The organism is Allosalinactinospora lopnorensis, from assembly GCF_000981225.1.
In the GTDB taxonomy this organism is placed as follows: Bacteria; Actinomycetota; Actinomycetes; order Streptosporangiales; family Streptosporangiaceae; genus Allosalinactinospora; species Allosalinactinospora lopnorensis.
Genome location: NZ_LAJC01000002.1, coordinates 110,874 through 131,133, shown reverse-complemented (window position 1 = coordinate 131,133; position 20,260 = coordinate 110,874). Strand labels below are relative to the sequence as shown.

16 protein-coding genes and 1 pseudogene are annotated in these 20,260 nt (G+C 69.8%); 6 read left to right on the top strand and 11 right to left on the bottom strand.

The window, feature by feature from the left end; genetic code table 11:
- Positions 1–36: 36 nt before the first annotated feature.
- Positions 37–411, bottom strand: a complete 375-nt coding sequence (locus VS93_RS01585) for an ArsR/SmtB family transcription factor (protein WP_046468219.1) — start codon at positions 409–411, stop codon at positions 37–39.
- A gap of 291 nt (positions 412–702) precedes the next feature.
- On the opposite strand from VS93_RS01585, the gene VS93_RS01580 reads away from it, so the two are divergent.
- A complete protein-coding gene (locus VS93_RS01580; protein WP_338022660.1) occupies positions 703–2,541 on the top strand; it encodes a heavy metal translocating P-type ATPase in 1,839 nt (612 codons plus the stop codon).
- An 85-nt stretch (positions 2,542–2,626) separates the two neighbouring features.
- Here VS93_RS01580 and VS93_RS01575 read toward each other — a convergent pair whose 3' ends face one another.
- The gene (locus VS93_RS01575) at positions 2,627–3,025 is read right to left on the bottom strand and encodes an Rv3235 family protein (RefSeq protein ID WP_052745446.1); all 399 of its coding nucleotides are present in this window, start codon (positions 3,023–3,025) and stop codon (positions 2,627–2,629) included.
- A gap of 377 nt (positions 3,026–3,402) precedes the next feature.
- Between VS93_RS01575 and VS93_RS01570 the strand changes: the two genes are divergently transcribed.
- Together VS93_RS01570 and VS93_RS01565 are read left to right on the top strand one after the other, a co-directional pair.
- Entirely contained in the window at positions 3,403–4,209 is an 807-nt protein-coding gene (locus VS93_RS01570) for a glycerophosphodiester phosphodiesterase (RefSeq protein ID WP_046468218.1), read from the top strand.
- A 15-nt stretch (positions 4,210–4,224) separates the two neighbouring features.
- A complete protein-coding gene (locus tag VS93_RS01565) occupies positions 4,225–5,622 on the top strand; it encodes an MFS transporter (RefSeq protein ID WP_046468217.1) in 1,398 nt (465 codons plus the stop codon).
- Positions 5,623–5,671: 49 nt separating this feature from the next.
- Here the strand turns inward: VS93_RS01565 and VS93_RS01560 are convergent, their stop codons facing one another.
- Positions 5,672–7,072 (bottom strand): alpha/beta hydrolase family protein, encoded by a 1,401-nt coding sequence (locus VS93_RS01560; protein ID WP_046468271.1) that lies wholly within the window; start codon positions 7,070–7,072, stop codon positions 5,672–5,674.
- A gap of 315 nt (positions 7,073–7,387) precedes the next feature.
- On the opposite strand from VS93_RS01560, the gene VS93_RS01555 reads away from it, so the two are divergent.
- A complete protein-coding gene (locus VS93_RS01555; protein ID WP_046468216.1) occupies positions 7,388–7,792 on the top strand; it encodes a nitroreductase family deazaflavin-dependent oxidoreductase in 405 nt (134 codons plus the stop codon).
- Here the strand turns inward: VS93_RS01555 and VS93_RS01550 are convergent, their stop codons facing one another.
- A complete protein-coding gene (locus VS93_RS01550; RefSeq protein ID WP_052745445.1) occupies positions 7,793–9,316 on the bottom strand; it encodes a cytochrome P450 in 1,524 nt (507 codons plus the stop codon).
- A 329-nt stretch (positions 9,317–9,645) separates the two neighbouring features.
- Between VS93_RS01550 and VS93_RS01545 the strand changes: the two are divergent.
- Positions 9,646–10,028, top strand: a pseudogene (locus tag VS93_RS01545) (RNA polymerase-binding protein RbpA).
- A gap of 78 nt (positions 10,029–10,106) precedes the next feature.
- Here VS93_RS01545 and VS93_RS01540 read toward each other — a convergent pair.
- The 3 genes from VS93_RS01540 to lnt all read right to left on the bottom strand — a co-directional run bounded on the left by VS93_RS01540 (position 10,107) and on the right by lnt (position 13,332).
- Positions 10,107–10,898, bottom strand: a complete 792-nt coding sequence (locus tag VS93_RS01540) for an HAD-IIA family hydrolase (protein ID WP_046468269.1) — start codon at positions 10,896–10,898, stop codon at positions 10,107–10,109.
- A 109-nt stretch (positions 10,899–11,007) separates the two neighbouring features.
- Complete coding sequence (locus VS93_RS01535; protein ID WP_046468215.1) at positions 11,008–11,529, bottom strand: FxsA family protein; 522 nt, start codon at positions 11,527–11,529, stop codon at positions 11,008–11,010.
- A 117-nt stretch (positions 11,530–11,646) separates the two neighbouring features.
- Positions 11,647–13,332: an apolipoprotein N-acyltransferase gene (gene lnt / locus VS93_RS01530; RefSeq protein WP_046468214.1), complete on the bottom strand. Its 1,686-nt coding sequence runs from the start codon at positions 13,330–13,332 to the stop codon at positions 11,647–11,649.
- 807 nt (positions 13,333–14,139) lie between these two features.
- Here lnt and VS93_RS01525 point away from each other — a divergent pair.
- Positions 14,140–15,357: an ABC transporter ATP-binding protein gene (locus VS93_RS01525; protein ID WP_046468213.1), complete on the top strand. Its 1,218-nt coding sequence runs from the start codon at positions 14,140–14,142 to the stop codon at positions 15,355–15,357.
- 54 nt (positions 15,358–15,411) lie between these two features.
- Here VS93_RS01525 and VS93_RS01520 read toward each other — a convergent pair whose 3' ends face one another.
- Genes VS93_RS01520 through VS93_RS01505 form a run of 4 tightly spaced genes read right to left on the bottom strand, consistent with a single transcriptional unit; the run spans position 15,412 to position 20,218 of the window.
- Positions 15,412–16,299: a carbohydrate ABC transporter permease gene (locus VS93_RS01520; protein ID WP_046468212.1), complete on the bottom strand. Its 888-nt coding sequence runs from the start codon at positions 16,297–16,299 to the stop codon at positions 15,412–15,414.
- Positions 16,296–17,678: a carbohydrate ABC transporter permease gene (locus tag VS93_RS01515; RefSeq protein ID WP_046468211.1), complete on the bottom strand. Its 1,383-nt coding sequence runs from the start codon at positions 17,676–17,678 to the stop codon at positions 16,296–16,298. Before VS93_RS01515 ends, VS93_RS01520 begins: the two co-directional genes overlap by 4 nt.
- A gap of 16 nt (positions 17,679–17,694) precedes the next feature.
- Positions 17,695–18,993, bottom strand: a complete 1,299-nt coding sequence (locus tag VS93_RS01510) for an ABC transporter substrate-binding protein (RefSeq protein ID WP_173434232.1) — start codon at positions 18,991–18,993, stop codon at positions 17,695–17,697.
- On the bottom strand, positions 18,986–20,218 hold the full coding sequence (locus tag VS93_RS01505) for an ABC transporter ATP-binding protein (protein WP_046468210.1): 1,233 nt from the start codon (positions 20,216–20,218) through the stop codon (positions 18,986–18,988). The genes VS93_RS01510 and VS93_RS01505 overlap by 8 nt, the downstream gene beginning before the upstream one ends.
- Positions 20,219–20,260 lie beyond the last annotated feature (42 nt).

Sequence of the window (20,260 nt, the reverse complement as noted above, 5' to 3'; positions counted from 1 at the left end):
GCGGCCACGCCCGTCTCCACGGCGCGGGCTCCGCGCTCAGGTGTCGGACAGTCCCATGCGCAGGTGGTCGATGTGGTGGACGGCCTGGTCCAGCAACTGCGCCACGTGGTGGTCATAGAGGGCGTAGCGGATGCTGCGTCCCTCGCGGGTGGCGGTTACCAGCCCCAGGTTGCGCAGCAGGCGCAACTGGTGTGAGACCGCCGACTGCGAGAGCCCCGCTGTTTCGACGATCTCACCGACAGTCTGCGGCCCCGTCCGCAGCGCCGTGAGGATCAGCAGCCGGCTGGGCGCCGCGAGCGCCTGCAGCGTCTCGGCGACCTTGGCGGCACCGGCGGCGTCGAGCCGCGCGGGAGCGGCCGTCGGAGCATGCGCGCCCGAATCCACACTCGTATCCGACGCCTGGTGCCCCATACGTCCATGCTACTGGGCGGTCGGGCGCCCTGGAACGCCAGAATGGATACATGAAGATATCTTCATATGAGAGCATGTTCCTCGGATCGTTTCAACGGACACCTCTGGCTGGAGCCCACCCATGTCTTCCGTCCTCTCCCCTGCGGTCGGCCGGTCCGCAGCGGACGGCCCGCACACCGCGACTCCCCGCCACCGCACGCCCTTGTTCGCTCTCTCCGAGGCACGCTGGGCAGCAGCGGCGCTCGCGCTGTTCGCCATCGGCGGCGCAGCCCAACTCGCCGGCGCCCCCGCGTGGCTGTACTGGACGCTTTATCTGCCTGCTACGCGTGCGGCGGCTGGGAGCCCGCGCTGTCCGGGCTGCGCGCACTGCGCGAGCGCGCACTGGACGTGGACCTGCTCATGGTCGTCGCCGCCATCGGGGCCGCGGCCATCGGCCAGATCTTCGACGGTTCCCTCCTCATCGTCATCTTCGCGACCTCCGGAGCGCTGGAGGCGTTCGCCACACAGCGCACCCAGGACTCCGTGCACGGCCTGCTCGACCTCGCCCCGGAGCGCGGGGGCCGGATCGCCGCCGACGGCTCCGAGGAGACCGTCGACGCCGCGGACCTGGCCGTCGGGGACCGGATCCTGGTCCGGCCGGGCGACCGGATCTCCGCCGACGCGGTCGTCGTCGCCGGTGAGAGCGAGGTCGACCAGGCCACCATCACCGGCGAGCCGCTTCCCGCCGCCAAGCACCCCGGTGACGAGGTGTTCGCCGGAACGGTGAACGGGTCGGGGACGCTGCGGCTGCGCGTCCAGCGCCCGGCCCACGAGTCCGCGGTGGCCCGCATCGCCGAGATGGTGCGCCGCGCCTCGGCCACGAAGGCCGGGACGCAGCTGTTCATCGAGCGGTTCGAGCAGCACTACTCCGTCGGCGTGGTGATCGCGACGATCGCCATGTTCACCGTCCCCCTGCTGTTCGGCGCCGACTTCGAGTCCGCGCTGCTGCGCGCCATGACCTTCATGATCGTCGCCTCGCCGTGCGCGGTGGTACTGGCGACCATGCCCCCGATGCTGGCCGCGATCTCCAACGCCGGCCGCCACGGCGTGCTGGTGAAGAGCGCGGTGGTCCTCGAGCGCCTCGCCGACACCTCTGTTGTCGCGCTGGACAAGACCGGCACCCTCACCGAGGGGCGGCCCACGCTCGCGCGGATCCACCCGCTGATAGGGGCGGATCTGACCGAACAGGAGGTGCTGCGGCTCGCCGCGGCCGCCGAGCTGGGCAGCGAGCATCCCGTGGGTGCCGCCGTCGTGGTCGCCGCCCGCGAGGCCGGCCACGACCTGACGGCGGCCGCCGTGTCGGTTTCGGGATTCGTGGCGATGCCCGGACGCGGGGTGGCCGCCACGGTCGAGGGGCGCCGCGTCCACGTGGGCGAACTCGAACGGCTCCTGCCCGAGGGCGCCGGGAGCGGCGCCGCGCCGGCTGCGCTCCCGCAGGCGCGGAGGGTCATCGAGGACCTACACGCCCAAGGGCGCACCGCCGTTGCCGTACTCGACGACGGCGTTCCCGTCGCGGTCCTGGACGTGAAGGACACGCTCCGCCTCAACGCAGGCGACGCGGTACGCCGCTGCGCCGAGCTCACATCAGGGGCGCCGCTGCTGCTCACCGGTGACCAGCCGCAGGCCGCGCAGCGCGTCGCCGCCGACACCGGGATCGGCGAGGTGCGTGCCGGACTGCTGCCGGAGGACAAGGCCGCCGCTATCCGGGAGCTGCAGGACGGCGGACGGCGGGTGGCGCTCGTCGGCGACGGAATCAACGACGCCCCCGCGATGGCCACGGCGCACACCGGCATCGCGATGGGCGGTGTGGGGTCCGGCATCACCCTGGAGACGGCCGACGCCGTGGTGGTCCGCGACGAGCTCGACGCCGTCCCCGCCGTCATCGCCCTGGCCAGGCGGGCCCGCCGGCTGGTGATCGCCAATCTCATCATCGCGGGAACCATAATCGCCACCCTGGTGACCTGGGATATCTTCTGGATTCTGCCGTTGCCTCTCGGCGTGGCCGGGCACGAGGGGTCGACCGTCCTGGTCGCGCTGAACGGCCTGCGCCTGCTGCGGAACAAGGAGTGGAGGCGCACGATGCGGCCGTGAGCCTCGCCGCCCCGCGCCCGCCAGGGCCCCACCGGGCCGGAGGGGCCGGCGGAGGGCCGCGGACGGCCCCCGCCCGGCTCGGTGCTCACCCCCGTCCGACGTCGGTCTCAAGATGCGTGCACAACCACGTGTGCTGGGCGAAGGCCACCCTGAGGGCGAGCGCGCGGTACCGGTTCCCGCAGTCGACGACCGCGTTCACCTCGGTCGCCTCCGGCCCCTCACTGTGCAGGTACGTCGCCCGCACGCGGGGACTGCGAGCGCAAACGTAGATTCCGCTGCGGCGCAGCAGCAGGACGTAGGCCCCGCGCGAGAGCAGGGAGCGCATCTGTGCGGGATTGCGCTGCCCGGCCAGGACCTCGGCAATGAGCTGGGTGAATCGGCACAGTTCGCGGGCGGTCCGGGGAGTTCGGGGCCGGGCCGGGCAGGCCGCGGCGTGGCGGCGGGCCGGGAGAGGTCGGGGTGACTGGCGGAGGTCACAGGCCATTGGGCGTCCCTTCCAACCGGGGGATCGGTCGACGGGCCGTGCGGGCCCGTCACCGATTACAGAGTCGCGACGGACGCCTTATTGCCACCTGGAATACCAGGTTTTTGTTCGGGTTCCCGCGGCGCCCCCCCGATCCGGACACCCCAATGTGCACCGCCCTGCGGTTCATCGGCATACTGCTCACTTGAGATCAGCCTACGGCTGAGGCCGGGGATTCCACCACCCCGTCCGCGGCTGGTGGGCGGTCCGCGCCGCGGTGCCCGCACGCCGGGGATCCGAGTCGGCTCGCTCCGGAGGGTAAGGAACCAAGCGATACGAGAGGAGGGAGCGGCGTTCCCCTCCGCCCTGCAAGCGGAGGTCGCCACGCCGCGCCACTGGTGACTGGCGGGTTTCTCGACTCCCCCGCGCCGATCGGACTGGCGCACCGGGGCGGATGGCTGATCGACGGCTCGGGGCGGGTCCGCGCCGAGCTGGAGAACACCGCGCTCGCCTTCGAGCACGCGATCAGCCTGGGGTACCGCTACCTGGAGACCGACACGCACGCCACCGGCGACGGTGTGCTGCTGGCCTTCCACGACGACACACTGGACCGCACCACAGACCGCCGCGGCAGGATCGCGGAGCTCCCCTACGCGGAGGTGGCCAAGGCGCGGGTCGGCGGGAACGAGCCGGTCCCCCTTCTTGAGGATCTGCTCGGGTCGTGGCCCCAAGCCCGGTTCAACATCGACATCAAGGCCGACAACGCCATCGGGCCGCTCGTCCGGGTGCTGCGGCGCACCGGCGCGTGGAGCCGGGTCTGCGTCGGCTCGTTCGACCAGCGCCGGCTGGACCTCGCCCGCAAGGCGTTCGACCGTCCCGTCGCGAGCTCATGCGGACCGGTGGATGTGACCCGGCTGAGGTTCGCCTCGTTCACTCCGATGCTGAGATGGCTGATCCGCAGCGGGGTGAGCTGCGTCCAGATCCCATTGCAGATGCACGGTTTCCCGGTGCTCAGTCGGGATCTCCTCGCCACGGCGCACCGGTTCGGAATGCCGGTGCACGTCTGGACCATCAACGATCCGCGGGTGATGGAGCGGTTGCTCGACGCGGGCGCCGACGGCATCGTCACCGACAACACCACCGCGCTGCGCCGGCTGCTGATAGAGCGGGGCAGTTGGCAGGATTCCCAGCACATCGACGACTAGGACGGGTGTCTGCGCATGAGTTCTGTCCCCACGGACCCCGTCGCGGGTAACGCTCCCTCCGCCGACCCCCGGCAGCGAAGGCGGGAACAACGCGGCTGGTACCTCTACGACTGGGCCAACCAGGTGTTCATCACCTCGGTGGTGACCGTTCTGATCGGCCCCTACCTGAGCGGACTGGCCTGCGCCGAGGCCGGCGCCCCCGACACGGCGGCCTGCACGGGCGGCGCCTACTACGTGTACCCCCTGGGCCTGCAGCTGCACGCCAACGCGCTCTACCCCGCGACCACCACCGCCGCGATCCTGCTGCAGATCCTGCTGCTGCCGCTGATCGGCTCGATGGCCGACCACTCCAAGCACAAGAAGAGCTGGCTGTTCTCCCTGGCCACACTCGGGGCCGTCGCCACGACCGGGCTGTTCCTCACCGGGGACAGCTACCTCGCGGCGTCCGGGCTGTTCCTGTTCGCCAACGTCGCCTACGGCGCCTCCCTCGTGATCTACAACGCCTTCCTGCCCGAGATCACGGCACCCGACGAACGCGACCGGGTCTCCACCACGGGCTGGGCGATCGGCTACCTGGGCGGCGCGCTGCTCCTCACGGCCCACCTGGCGCTGGTGCTGTCGCACGAGAGGCTCGGTGTCACCGAGGGAGAGGCGGTGCGGATCGCGTTCGCCTCGGTGGGTATCTGGTGGATCGGGTTCACGATCCTGGCGCTCAAGCCGCTGCGCAACCGGTTCGGCGAGCTCGCGGCGCGATCACGCCGGCCCGGTGTCGCGATGTCGGTCCGGCAGTTCGGACGCACCCTGGGCGACATGCGCAAGAACCCGAACACCATCCTGTTCCTGCTGGCCTTCATCTTCTTCAACGACGGAATCCAGGCCGCGGTCCGCTATGCGGCGCCCTACGCCAGTCAGGATCTGGCCCTCGACCAGGACGTCCTGATGGGCACCATCCTGATGATCCAGTTCGTGGCGTTCGGCGGTGCGCTCCTCGTCGGGCGGATCGCCCGGCGCATCGGCGCCAAGAACGCCGTGCTGGGCTCCCTGGTGGTGTGGTGCGTCCTGGTGACACTGGGATACCTGCTGCCGGCCGGGGCCCCGCTGCTGTTCATGGCTCTGGGGGTCGGAATCGGCATCGTGCTGGGCGGCACCCAGGCGCTGGCGCGGTCGATGTTCTCCCAGCTGATCCCGCGCGGTCGGGAGGCGGAGTACTTCGGGATCTACCAGATCAGCGACCGCGGCTCGACTTTCCTGGGGTCGCTGGCCGTGACCATCGCGGTCAACCTGACCGGGGAGTACCGGATCGCCATCTTCTCGCTGATCGTGTTCTTCATCCTCGGCGGGATCCTGCTGTGGCGGACCGACCTGCGCCGCGGTATCCGCGGGGCGGGCAACGACCTTCCCTCGCGGATCTGAGGCGGGGCGGCCGCGGGGCGGGCCCCGCTCCGCGGCCGCCCGGGCGCCGCTACGGGGTACGGCGCTCGCGTTCCTCCTCGCCGGCGTCGTCGAGCGCCGGGACGCGTTCGAACGACCGGACCAGGACCTCGTCGTCCACGCCGGCCCAGCGGCGCACCGCTGCGGTGGCGGCGGCTCCCTCCTCCGGCGTCAGCTGCCCGATGCTGGCGCCGTGGTTGGCCTCGGGAGCGACGAACCGCATGGTGTCGCGCTTCCCCTCCCGGACATGGAACGGCTCGGCGCCCCATGGGTCGAACTCCCCGTCGACGAACAGCAACTGCTCGCCCCGGGTGCGCACCCACCGGTCGATGTCGGGCATGGCGTCCGCGTCGAAGTCGGGCAGCGCGATGTCATCGGGCAGGTAACTGGCCGCGTCGAACAGCCCCGGGTATTCCAGCAGGTCGTCGATGTGGTCAGTGGGTACGCTCGGGGAGCCCAGCTGCGTGGCGGCCTGGTAGTAGTACGGAATGTAGGGCTCGACGCCCTGGTCGGTGCTGAAGTCGAAGCCGTAGACGTCGTCCAGGAACGCCGCGATCTCGTCGGCGGAGGCGTCGTCGCCGGGGATCTCGCCGCAGCGTTCCTCCGTCTGGTACTGCCAGAACGCCCATGGGGTGTCCAACACCGTCACTTCGAAGGCGGCGTCGGCGCTCCCGAGGCTCCGGCCGAAGGTCCACCCCTCCTCCGCGGCGAGCTTCTCGTAGTGCTCGACGAGTTCCCCGCGGCGCTCCAGGGCTTCCCGCTGCAGGGCGGCCAGGTCCTGCTGGCACTGGGGGTCGGTACCCACCCCGTCGAAGAACTCCAGGTAGGCGCTGTCTTCGTCGTTGTCCACATCGTTCGGCGCGACGTAGGCGACGGTGCCGTCGAGGTCGTCGGGATAGAAGCGCCTGTGGTAAACCGACGTCATACCGCCCTTGGACGCGCCGGTGGAGATCCATTCACGCTCGTAGATGCCGTCGAGGGCCCGGAGGATGCGGTGGTGGTCCGCGGCGGCCTGGCGGATGTCCAGGTCGGCGTAGTCCGCGGAGTCCGGCTTCGAGGGCTCGAAGAACCGCTGCTCGGTGGAGAGCTGGTTGCCGTCGACGAGGCGCGTGGGCTCGGCGCGGAAGGGGTCGGTGTACACGTGGTAGCCGCTGGTGTGCAGCACGGTGGGGCGGTCCAGCCCGCGGTGCAGCAGGGTCATGCGCTGGTTGAAGGTCCCCTTGTCGGGATCGTCGTGGTCGGCGGGCTGCTCGTACTCGAGAACGAAGTGCCGGAAACCGGGTTCGGTGTCCTGTTCCGCCACGACCGTGAGTCCGGGTACCTCTTCGAGGCGGTCGGCTATGTCATCGCCCTCGTCGGCGGCGCGCTGTTCGGCGCCTGCGGGGGCCGCGGTTAGGATCAGAGCGGACACGAGCACCAGTGGCAGCGCCACGGTAGCGGCGCGCCACGACGTCGGGAGACACGGACCGGGGATCACCCTTGAACCTCCTGTGCGAACGGTGGATTCCGGCAATGCATGCCCGCCGAACATTAAGCGGAAATCCGGAGTTCCATAACCCCTCAGCCGTGGGCGCGCCGTCGCGTACCCGCTCCCCGAGGACGGGGTGGCCGGTTCCGGTCACGGTGTCCGCATCCGACGCCCTGCACGTAAGCGGTTGTGCCCGCGGCTCCGGTGCTCCCTCTCCCGTAGCGGGTATCCGGAGGGTGACCAACGAGCACGGCCGCGCGAACCGAGTGGAGGAGCAGCATGCTGTTCGGTCATGAACACGTGAAGCGCTACATGGAGACCAACGGGGAGGTGGGGCACGATTGGCAGGGGACCACCGTCCTCATTCTCACCACGACCGGCCGGCGCTCGGGGCTGCAGCGGAGCACACCGCTCATCTACCGGCGCGACGGCGACGACTATGTCGTGGTCGCCTCCAACGGCGGCGCCGAGGACCATCCGTCCTGGTACAAGAACCTGAGCGCGGGCTCCGAGGTCGAACTCCAGGTCAAGGCCGACCGGGTACCCGCGCGCGCTCGGGACGCCAGCGCTGAGGAAAAGGCGCGGCTATGGCCGTACATGGCCGAAGTCTGGCCGGACTACGACAGTTACCAGGCGAAGACCGACCGCCCCATCCCGGTGGTCGTCCTGGAACCCCGCGCCTGATCACGGCGCCGGTTCTGCCCGCCACGCGCCGAGGAGCCGTTCCAGTGCGTCCGGCCGGGGTTCCTCGGCGGCCGCGGAACCGGGCGCCTGGTAGCGGGCACCTGAGGGGGACTGCCGGCGCGGCCGCGCCGGAACCGGCCGCACTCCGGCTGCGGGTGCCTCCTTCCGAACAGGGGAGTCCTCCTCCGCCGGAGCCGAGGGCGCCTGATAGCGGGCGCCCTGCCGCCGGGGGCGCGCGGTCTTGCGTATCCGGCGGCCGATCCCGCGGACCGGTTTCTCCTCCGCGGCTGCGGTGTCATCAGGGGCCGGCCTCGCCGCGGCGAAGACGACCGGCAGCTCCACCAGCCCGCGCACCGAAAGCGAATCGCGCCACCGCAGGTTGTCCGGCACGGTGGCCAGAGTCGCCCCGCGCAACCGGGCGACCACGGTATCGAGGGCGATCCGGGCGATCTCGCGTGCCAGTCCCTGCGCGGGGCAGGCGTGCGCCCCGGCTCCCCACATAAGGTGCGCGCGGTTCCCGGCGAAGGAGCGCGCATCGCCGGAACCGGTCACGGCCGGATCGGCGTGCGCCGGGGCGAACCCGACGAGCATCGCCTCGCCCTTCTTGATCTCGGCGCCACCGATTCGCATGTCGTGGGCGCTGAAGCGGCCGGCGAGCATCTTCAGCGGCGGATCGACCCACATAACGTAGTCGAGGAAGTCGTCGGCGGGCAGCGTGGCACTACCGTAGGTCATCGCGATCTCGGGGTCGCCGAGCAGCCGGGCCAGGGCGTTGCCGATGAGGTGCGTCGTGGGTTCGTGCCCGGCCGTCCACAGCGACATCAGCTCCTGCGCGGCCTCCTGGTCGCTCAGTGCCGCCGGGTGCCGCAGCAGCCAGGTGGCCAGGTCCTCGCCCGGATGCTCCCGCTTGCGGGCGACAGTACCGGTGAAGTAGTCGTGAACCCCCCGCGCCGCCGGCTCGGCGCGGGCGTGTTCGCCGCTCCACACCGCCGTGGTCAGATCGGCGAGCAGCCGCCCGTAGTCGTCCGGGAGCCCCAGCAGCCGGTTGAGCAGGAGGGCGGACAGCGGCTCGGCATACTGGCCGATCAGGTCGGCCCGGCCCGCGGTCGCGATACCGTCGAGGAGCGCCCCCGCCACGCTCTCGACCTCGGCGGTGATCCGCGCCGGCGTCAGCCGGGCCAGCGCGTCCACAATGGGGGCTCGCAGTCGCCGGTGCTCGTCGCCGCCGCCGGCGAGCGCCCGTGCGCGCGGCGGGCCGTCCCACAACCCCGGCTCGGCGAAGAAGCGGTTCTGGTCCCGCAGCGCCTCCAGGTTCTCGTGGTATCCCAGCAGCAGCCAGCCGACGGTTCCGGGAGCGACCTCGACAGGGGCGACCGGCCCGTATCTCGCGCGCAGCCTCTCCCATACCGCGCCGCGGTCATCGGTCGTCGCCTCGGTATACAGCGGGACTGCCTCGGCACTCATCGGGCACTGGCCGGCGGCGCGCCGATCCGCGACGCCGGCATAGCGGGAAGCATGGCTCATCGTGGACTCCTCGCAGGCGGTCGGGGCCCTGAAGATAGGCCTGCAATGTTTCCGCCGTGAGTCATCGGTGAAAGAACCGTGATACGGGTAACTCACCGTGGCCGTCCCGTTCCGGCAAAGGATTCCCCAAAAACCGCCGCACCGGGGCGAGTCTCCCCCGCGAGGCAGCGGACGCGATGCGGAAATGTACGGTGAACCCTGCCGTAGCGCAGTCGGGAACGGCGACCGGACGTCGCCGCACGGTTGGACGGCCGATGTCCGGGGAATCCTGACACGGAACGACGCGTTACACCCACGAGACCGCAAGAGCGCCTGGAGGCACGTACACGATGGCCGAGCGAGCACTTCGCGGAACACGGCTCGGGGCAACCAGCTACGAGAACGACCGCAACACCGACCTGGCCCCGCGCCAAGAGGTCACCTACGACTGCCCCGGGGGTCATCGCTTCTCTGTCACCTTCGCGACCGAGGCAGAGATCCCGACCCGCTGGGAGTGCCGCTTCTGCGGCGACAACGCCTCATGGTCGACGGCGAGGAGCAGCAGGAGAAGAAGGCGAAACCCGCGCGGACACACTGGGACATGCTGCTGGAGCGTCGGAGCATGGAGGACCTGGAGGAGGTCCTGGCCGAACGGCTGGAGCTGCTCCGGGCGCGCCGTAAGGAAGAGCAGGAGCACATACAGGAGCTGGCGCAGCAGCGTCAGAGCGCCTGACCCGCGTGAGTGGGGGGAGGCGGCCCTAGGGCCGCCTCCCCCCACTCACGCGTTCCGCCCCCGTGTCGGACCGCCGGGTCAGGCTGTGGCCGTACTGTCGTCCTTTTTCGTGTCGAACGGATCCTCGGTGTTGCCGACGAGGTCGGCGACCGACCCGATCACCTTCGTCGGTCGGTAAGGGAACAGGTCGGCGGTCTCGCTTTTGGAGATCCCGGACAGCACGAGGATCGTCTGCAGCCCCGCCTCCAGACCGGAGCAGACATCGGTGTCCATGCGGTCGCCGATCATCAGCGTGTTCTCGGAATGCGCACCGAGCCTGCGCAGCGCCGAGCGCATCATCAACGGGTTGGGTTTGCCGACATAGTAGGGAGCGCGCCCGGTGGCCTTCTCGATCAGCGCCGCCACCGCGCCGGTGGCGGGCAGCGACCCCTCCCGGCTCGGCCCTTTCTCGTCGGGGTTGGTGGCGATGAACCGCGCGCCCCCTTCGACCAGCCGGATAGCCCGGGTGATCGCCTCGAAGCTGTAGGTGCGGGTCTCCCCCAGAACCACGTAGTCGGGGTCGCTCTCGGTCAGCACGTAGCCGATGTTGTGCAAAGCGGTCGTCAGGCCCGACTCCCCCACCACGAACGCCGATCCTCCGGGGCGCTGCGTCTCCAGGAACTGGGCGGTCGCCAGCGCGGAGGTCCAGATGGAGCCCTCGGGGATGTCCAAACCGATACGGAGGAGGCGTGCCCGCAGGTCGCGAGGGGTGTAAATGGAGTTGTTGGTCAACACCATGAAGGGAGTGCCCTTCTCGCGCAGCTCCGCGATCAGGCTGTCGGCGCCAGGGACGAGGTGCTCCTCGCGCACGAGGACCCCGTCCATGTCCATGAGGTAGTTCCACGGGTGTTCGTTGGTCACGCCTTCGATTGTCCCCCGGCCCGGAAGCGGATGCGTACTGGTCGCCGCAGGGTCGGTGCTGCGGAGGCCGACACCGCGGTCAGCCCTTGGCGTCGCCGGTCTCGTCGTCCTCGACGATGTGGCCCGGAACGACCCTGCCGCCGCCGGGCGCGCTCCCGCCTCGCTCCCGCCAGGAGGTGTTCTGGCCCCCCAGGGTGACGACCGGCCCGTCGGACCCGTGGACGGTGGCGCCCATCTTCTGGATCCGCCGCTCGGCCCAGCCGATGAACGCCCACTTCAGTGCAGGGCGGGTGAACGGGAGCGCGAGCACGGCGCCGACCGCGCCGGTGATGAAGCCCGGTGTGAGCAGCAGGATGCCGCCGACCAGGGTCATGAGAGTGTCGAGCAGGCTTCCCTGCGGAGGGACACCGGTGCGCATCGTCTCGTCGGCCTCGCGGAACGCCTTGGTCCCGGCGCCACGCAACACCAGGAGACCGGAGGCGCTCAGCAGGAACAATGCGGCGATGGTCCAGGCGACACCGATCTGCTGGCCCGCCAGGATGATCAGCCAGATCTCCAGGAAAGGCAGCGCCATCAGCGCTAGCACGATCAACAGCGGCATGGGCACCATCCTCGAAGACATCTCGCGTCCCTCAGGGGAAACGCACCGAGTGCCGCTTTCGTTCCCACCGAAGCGCGGACACCCGCGGAGCCGTCCTTCGCGCTCACCGCCCGCCCCTCAGCGGCGCTCCGCCGCGCGCTCCCGGCTCCGCACGCGGCGTGCGAGGGCGACCCCGGCGATGACCGCCCCCGCGGCGATGGCGCACAGGGCGGCTTCGGGCAGCGCGCCGATCCGGGTGGCGATGGTCTGTCCGGCCATCGCGGGCACCTCGGCGACGTGTTCGGCGGGCTCGGCCTCCGCGGAGCGGTACGACAGGCCGCCGTCGGCACCCACGACCGCGCTGACCCCGCTGGTGGCGGCGACCACGGCGGGACGCCCGTGCTCGACGGCGCGCAGCCGGGTGATCGCCAGCTGCTGGTCGGTCTGTCCGGTGAAGTTGTAGTTGGCGTTGTTGGTGGGAACCGCGATGATCTCGCCTCCCGCTGCCACGGCCTCGCGCACCGGACGGTCGAAGGCGACGTCGAAGCAGATGGCGGTGGCCAGGGTGGTGCCGCCCAGTGTCACGTCCCCCGGCTCGGTTCCGGGCACGGAGTCGGTGGAGACCTGTTCCAGGCGGGACACGAATCCCGTGAAGAAATCGCGGTAGGGGATGTACTCGCCGAAGGGGACCAGGAAGCGCTTGGTGTAGTACTCGCCCGGACCGTCCTGCGGATCCCACACGACGCTGCGGGCCTCCCTGGTGAGGCCGTCCTCGTGGAACCGGGTGATACCGAAGAGCAGGGGGGCGTCGATGTCCCGGGCCGCGGCGCCGATCATCGCGGCGGCCTCCTGGTCCGTATAGGCGTCGATGTCGCTGGAGTTCTCCGGCAGGACCACCAGGTCGGGCTGCTCGACCTCCCCTGCGCGCACCCGGTCGGCGAGGCGGTGCACGCCGTCCACGTGGTTCTGCAGCACCTGCATACGCTCGCCCAGGATGTCCATCTCCCCCACGCGGGGAACGTTGCCCTGCACCAGCGCCACGTTGACCGCACGGTCCCGCGCGGGCGCTCCGACCTCCGGAACGGCGGCCCCTGCGGCGAGGATCGCCGCGGCCCCGGCCAGCGCGGCCGTTCCGGGAAGCACCCCGGTGCGGAGACCCCCTCCGGCGCGAGGCGCCTCCGCCGTGCGGAGGGCGGGCCTGGCCGGACGCGCCGCGCCCGCCACCCGCAGCACCGCCCACAGCAGAAGCGCCCCGGTCAGCGCCACCATGAACGTGACCAGGGCGGAGGAGCCCAGGGAGGCGTAACCGGCAAGGGGCCCGCCGGGCTGGCTGAACGCCAGCTTCCCCCACGGGAAACCGTCGAACGGGAAGCGGGCGCGCACCGCTTCCTGCAGCACCCACAGAGCGGCCGTCCACACCGGCCAGCCGGGTATGCGCAGCACGCAGGCGAGCCCGGCGGCCATGGGGATGTAGTACACGGTCTCGGCCGCGGCGATCAGCAGCCAGACGTCGGCGCCGAAGACCTCCTGCCACTTCACCAGCGGGACCATCAGAGCAGCGCCGCTGACGGCCCCCAGCCAGGCGGCTCGCCGCAGCCGGGTTCCGAGCACCGCGAAGGCGAGCAGCGCCGCGCTCAACGGCGCCAGCCACCACAGGCCGTACGGGGGCAGGGCGAACAGCTGGGCCAAACCGGAGGCCGCCGCTGCGAGCACACGCCAAAAGAGATCGAAACGGCCCCACCGTGGCGAGGAAGCCAGGGGGGAGTCCCCGCCCGGCGCCGCGTCGGCCTCGGCCGTCTCCTGTCGGGTGTCTTCAGCAACCACGCGTGGCTCGCTTTCCACCTGAGGGGCCGCACGACCGCCGAACGGCCCGGGCCCGGAGCCGCCCCCCTGCACGGGGGCGATGGCACCTTAGAGGCTACGGCGTGGGCGCCGGGTTGAGCGAAACCAGTCCCGGTCGGGGAGGGAACGAGGAAGGGGGGACACGGAAAAAGGCTCGAAGCACCCTTCGGACCGGATCCGTCCCGTCGGCGGCGAGCGCGGAGACCGTTGTCTACTGGATGTTCGAGCCTTTCCCGGGTCCAACCCCCCGCCCGGTCATGGCACCCCGGCTCTTCGCGCTCCTCCGCACGTACCTGGTGCGTGGTACGGCAGCCGACGCGCAAAGAACCGGACCGTTGACCGGTCCATCCAGTGCTGGACTGAATTCCCCGGTCCGTCCAGTACTGGACTGGTTCGTAGACTACCCAGACTCCCCGCCCTCCGCCGCAACCCCCGGCCCACGTGTCGTGAACACCTCTGCGACGTTCACTGTGGTAGGCGAGTTGGCGCCGCGGACGGGAACCGGATAACTGACGGCCAGGCTAACGCACCCGCGATTTCGATGCCAGTCCACTTAGCACGGGCACCGGCGTGCGGCCCCGGGTCTGCCGGTCCCGCGGCATCTCGACGACTCCACCCCACGCCGTCTCACATTGTGGATGATTCTGGATCGAAACGAGCGAATCTCTGGACAGAACCGGTCAGTTTGCGGTCAGATATCTGGAACAGATCGAAACGAAATGATCATCTCACGAAAATCCACCCGTTCCACGGCGGGACGGGCCGAGGGCACACGGGAGCTGCTGGCCGATGGCGAAGATCGTTCTCGACGGCGTCGACAAGGTCTACTCAGGCGGCGTGAAGGCCGTCGACGACCTCAACCTGGAAATCACCGACGGCGAGTTCATGGTTCTCGTGGGCCCGTCCGGATGCGGCAAGTCCACCGCGCTGCGCATGATCGCGGGCCTGGAGGAGATCACCGACGGCGAACTGTTCATCGGCGACCAGGTGGTCAACGACCGCCCGCCCAAGGACCGCGACATCGCCATGGTGTTCCAGAACTACGCGCTCTACCCGCACATGAGCGTGGAGCAGAACCTCGCCTTCGGCCTCAAGCTGCGCAAGATCTCCAAGTCCGAGATCAAGCGCCGGGTTGACGAGGCAGCGGCCATGCTCGGCCTGGCTCCCTACCTCAAGCGCAAGCCCGCTGCCCTCTCCGGCGGTCAGCGCCAGCGGGTGGCCATGGGGCGGGCCATCGTCCGCGAACCCCAGGCCTTCCTCATGGACGAACCGCTGTCCAACCTCGATGCCAAGCTGCGTGTGCAGATGCGCGCCTCGCTCAACCAGCTGCACGAGCGTCTCGGTGTCACCACGGTCTACGTCACCCACGACCAGGTGGAGGCGATGACCCTGGGCGACCGGGTCGCGGTGCTGCGCGACGGCCGGCTGCAGCAGGTCGACACGCCCAAGAACCTCTTCGACAACCCGGTGAACCTGTTCGTCGCCGGCTTCATCGGCTCCCCCGCCATGAACTTCGTCGGCGCCGAGATGCAGCAGGACGGCGACGCCGCGGTGCTGAAGTTCGCCGACCACACCCTTCCGGTCCCCCACGCCACGCTGTCGGAGCGTCCCCGGTTGCGCGACTACTTCGGCCGGCAGATCATCCTGGGGATCCGGCCCTCCGACTTCGACGACGCCTCCCTGTTCCCGAACGGCGGCACCGCCATGGAGGTCACCGCCGATATCACCGAGGAGCTGGGGACCGAGATCAACGTGATCTTCGGCATCGACGCCCCGCCGGTGCAGCACGAGGAGGCCGCCGCGCTGGCCGCCGACGCCGCGGGCGACGGGGAGCTGGAGGCCGCCGCGATGCCACTGTCCGGCAACAAGTCCGTCTTCACCGCTCGTGTCAACCCGCGCAGCAACGTCCGCCCCGGCGGAACCCTGGAACTCGCCGTCGACACCACCCAGCTGCACTACTTCGACAAGGAGAGCGGGCTGGCCATCGGCCACCCGGCGAACCGCTGACCTGTCGCGGACCGATAGCCCGGGCCCTTCCCTCCGGGGCCCGGGCTATTGCGCTTATTTCACCGACCCGGCCATGACGCCCTGGACGAAGTAACGCTGGAAGGCGAAGAACACCACCAGGGGCACCACCATGGACAGGAACGCCCCGGCCGAGATCACGTCGAGGTTCGCGCCGAACTGCCGCATCTCCGACTGCAGTGCCACGGTCATGGGCTGAGCCTGAGCATCGGCGAAGACCAGTGCGACCAGCAGGTCGTTCCACACCCACAGGAACTGGAAGATCGTCAGCGACGCGATCGCCGGACCGCCCAGCGGCAGGATCACCCGCCGGAAGATGGTGTGCTCTTTGCCGCCGTCCATCCGCGCGGCCTCCAGCAGATCGCGGGGGATCGCGGCGAAGAAGTTCCGAAGCAGGAAGATCGCGAACGGCAGCCCGAAACCGACGTGGAACAGCACCACACCGAGGATCGAGCCGTAGATTCCCGCCCCACCGTAGATCTGGGCGATGGGGATGAGTGCCACCTGCAGCGGGACCACCAGCAAGCCCACCACGAGAAGGAACAGCCAGTCGCGCCCGGGGAACTCCAACCAGGCGAACGCGTAGGCGGCCAGTGACGCGATCGCTACGATGATCAGCGTCGAGGGCACCGTGATCAGAATGGTGTTGAAGAACGAGGCGACGAAGGACGGATTGTCCAGCAGGCTGGCGTAGTTCTCCAGCGTAAGCTGAGCGGGCTCCTGGAGAGTCGTCCACCAGCCGGAGGCGGCGTTGTCCTGCGGGGAGCGCAGGCTGGTGACGAACAGCCCCAGTGTCGGCATCAACCAGAAGAGGCCGATGCAGACCAGCAGCACCTGGACGATACTCGACCCCAGGAAACCGACAACCCTGGAGACCGCCGTCCTGCGCGGCGCACCCTCGTACTCGCCGTGGGGTGTAGTCATTGGCTCTCCTGCCGGAACCGTCGGATCTGGAAGATCATCGCGGGCACGACCAGTACGAGCAGGAAGACCGCTAGCGCACTGCCCATTCCCTGGTCGTTTCCGCCGCCGAAGGAGACCCGCCACATCTGCAGGGCCAGTACGTTGGCGTCGGCCTGCACCGACCCCGGTGCGATGACCAGTACCAGGTCGAAGATCTTCAACACGTAGATCATCAGCGTGACGAAGACGACCAGCAGCACCGGTGAAAGCAGCGGTACCGTCACCCGGCGGAACACCTGCCATTCGGTGGCGCCGTCGACGCGCGCCGCTTCCAGCGCCTCGCGGGGGATCGCCGCCAGCCCGGCCGCGATGAGAACCATGGCGAAGCCGGCCCACACCCACAGGTAGGCACCGATGATGGCGGGGGTGATCAGTGTGGGCCCCAGCCAGGTGACCCCCCTGTAGGGCTCGGTGAAGTTGTCCGCCGCGAGCCGGATCGTGTACTGGCCGCCGCCGACGTCCTCCAAAAGGAAGGTGCCGTCGTTCTCGGTGAAGGCCGTGGCGACGACCTCGCCGTCGCGCACCGCCTGCACCTCCAAGCCGGGCAGCCCCAACTCCTCGGGGTCCATGGCGCCTTCTTCACCACCGCCGCCGCGGGTGAAGTCCAGCCAGACGGTACCGGTGAGCTCGTCCTGGCCGCCGACCGCCGCCTCGGCGGCGGGCTCGGCCCCCTCCGGCAGCTCATCGGCCTGCACACCCACCAGCGGCAGGAAAACCGTCTCACCGGGCGAGACCTCCTCGGTGGACTCGTACCCGCCGCCGGACGCCTCGGCGAGCGGGGCGCCGGGGCGGGGGTTCGCGTCAGGATAGGCGGCCGCCGCCGAGACTGTGTCCTGGACGGTGGTGATGACCGCGTTCGCCAGCCCCCGCTCGGGGTCCTGCTCGTAGACGAGGCGGAAGATCACACCCGAGGCGAGGAACGAGATCGCCATGGGCATGAAGATCACGATCTTGAAAGCCGTGGACCACCGGATCCGCTCGGTGAGCACCGCGAATATGAGGCCCGCGATGGTCACCACGATCGGCGCCACGACCACCCAGATGACGTTGTTGCGCAACGCCACGAAGGTGGAAGGCGTGGTGAACATCTTCAGGTAGTTGTCGAGCCCGACGAACTCCGTACCCGAGGCGTCCCACAGGCTCCGGTACGCCGAGAAGAGGATCGGATAGACCAGGTAGGCGCCCAGGAACAGCAGCGCCGGCAGCAGGAACACCAGTGCCAGCCAGGAGGGCGGGCCGAGACGGCCCGTCCCCCCGGGAGCAGTGGTGCCGTCGCCCGCGGCGGCCCCTTCGGACGCGTCGGGTGTGGCAGGAGGCGTCGTTCCTCCGGTTTCAGTCATCGAAACCTACTTCCGCTCAGGACTCCGGCGCCGCCTGCTCCAGCTCTTCGGCCGTACCTTCGGGATCGCTCGGGTCGCGCAGGAAGTCCTGCAGGATCGCCCACATGCCCGCGCCCTCGGTCGCCCCGAACGCACTGGGCACCTGGTCGGACAGGTCGTAGCGGACGTTCTCGCCGGCATCGAGGATGGTCTGGGCGAGTTCCTGGGTGAACTCGTCCTCGTAGGCGTCGGCCGTGACCTCGGAGTTGGCGGACAGGTAGCCGCCCTGTTCGGCCCAGACCGACTGGGCGTCGGCCGAGGCGAGGTAGGCGAGGAGTTCCTGGACCCCTTCGTCCTCGGTCATGGCCACGGCGATGTCGCCCGCGACGACCACCGGCGGTTCCTCGCCGACGGCCGGGAACGGGAAGGCGATGGCGTCCTCACCGACGGTGGCTCCGGCTTCGGCCGCGGGGGCCGAGACGAAGTCGCCCTCGAAGACCATGGCGGCGTCCTCCTGGCCGTAAACCTGGGTGACGCAGGTCGGGAAGTCGGTCTGCACCGCGCCCGACTGGCCGCCGGCCATCATCCCGCCCTCGTCCCAGATCTCGGCGAGGGTCTCCAGCGTCTGCACGACGCTTTCGTCGGTCCAGGAGAGTTCGCCCCCGGCCAGCTGGTCGTAGGACTCCGGCCCCGCCTCGGAGAGGTAGACGTTCTCGAACCAGTCGGTGAGCGTCCATCCGGAGGCGCCGCACATCGCGAACGGGGTGATACCGGCGTCGGACAGCGTCCCGGAGGTGGTGTCCGTCAGTTCGTCCCAGGTTTCGGGCGCCGCCACGCCCGCTTCGTCGAAGGCGCCGGGCCGGTACCAGATGAGCGACTTGTGCGCCGCCTTGATCAGCACACCGTAGGTCTCGTCCCCGACAGACCCCAGGTCCCGCCAGTAGTCGGTGTACTGCTCGTCCAGCGTCGTTGCCGCCTCGCCCTCCAGCGGCACCAGGGCGTCCTGTTCGGCGTATTCGTCCACCAGACCGGGCTGCGGGAGGACGGCGACGTCCGGCGGCTCCCCCGCCTCGATCTTCGGCCCGAGATAGGCTCCGGTGTCCTCACCGGTCGACTCGTAGGAGACCGAGGCTCCGGTCTCCTCCTCGAACGAGGCGAGGACGGCTTCGAAGCCTTCCTGCTCCACCCCGGTCCACTTGCCGGCCACCGTGAGTTCCACGCCTCCGAGTTCGCCGCCGCCGGTCGGCCCCGCTCCCGGACTACAGGCACTGGCGACCAGCGCTCCGGCAGCCGCTACCGCGATCGCACCGCGGCTATTCCACCTGTGCTCAGACATGGCTTCCCTCCTTGTGCTGGAGCGCGGGAGCGGATTCGCCCCAGATGCCCGCGCCCGAGAGTGGGTCGAAGAAGTACAGCCGGCCTGTGTCAACGCGCACCCGGAGCGGCTGTCCACTCGTGGCGCCCGACCGGGGGCTGCAGCGCGCGATGAGGTCGCTGTACCGGCTTTCGGTGTCGATCTGGTCAGCGCCTGCGTCCCGCGCCAGCTCCTTGGTGTCCTCGGTGACCACGGGAGAGACGTTGAGCCGGAAGTGCAGGAGCAGTTCGGAGCCGAGCGCCTCGACGAGGTCGGTCGTGGAGGTCAACACCGTTCCCTCGGACGCCTCGACGAGATCGGCGTCCTCCATGTCCTCGGGCCGGATGCCCACGGCGACGTCGCGCCCGAGGTAGTCGCGCAGCGCCGGCCGTTCGGCCAGCAGTGATGCGGGCACCGTGAGCGCCTGCTCGCCCAGCGCGAGGCGGGCACCGGCGCCGTCGGACTCCAGCCTGCCCTGGAGCAGGTTCATCGAGGGGGACCCGATGAACCCGGCGACGAATATGTTGGTCGGGCGCTCGTAGAGTTCCTGTGGCGGTGCGACCTGCTGCAGTACGCCTTTCTTCATGACGGCGACGCGGTCGCCCAGTGTCATCGCTTCGACCTGGTCGTGGGTCACGTAGATCGTGGTGACTCCGAGATCGCGCTGGATCCGGGAGATCTCCGCACGCATCTGCACCCGTAGCTTGGCGTCGAGGTTGGACAGCGGCTCGTCCATGAGGAACGCCTGCGGGCTGCGGACGATGGCCCGTCCCATGGCCACCCGCTGGCGCTGGCCCCCGGAGAGGTTGCGCGGCCTGCGGTCCAAGTGGTCGGTGAGGCCGAGGGTCCCGGCGGCGCCCTCGACCCGCCGCCTGATCTCGGATTTGGCGACTTTGCGTAGTTGCAGGCCGAAGGCGATGTTGTCGCGCACTGAGAGGTGTGGATACAGAGCGTAGCTCTGGAACACCATGGCGACGTCCCGGTCGCGTGCGGGCACCCGGTTGACGACGCGTTCGCCGATGGTCAGAGTCCCGGAACTGATCTCCTCCAGTCCGGCGACCATGCGCAGCGCCGTGGTCTTGCCGCATCCCGAAGGGCCGACCAGTACGAGGAACTCTCCTTCGCTGATATCGAGGTGGAGATCACTCACCGCGCTCGTGCCATCAGGGTAGATCTTGCTGATCCCCGCCAAGCGGACTTTCGCCACAACGAACCTCCAGGTGAGTGACCCGCGCCACACCGATGCATG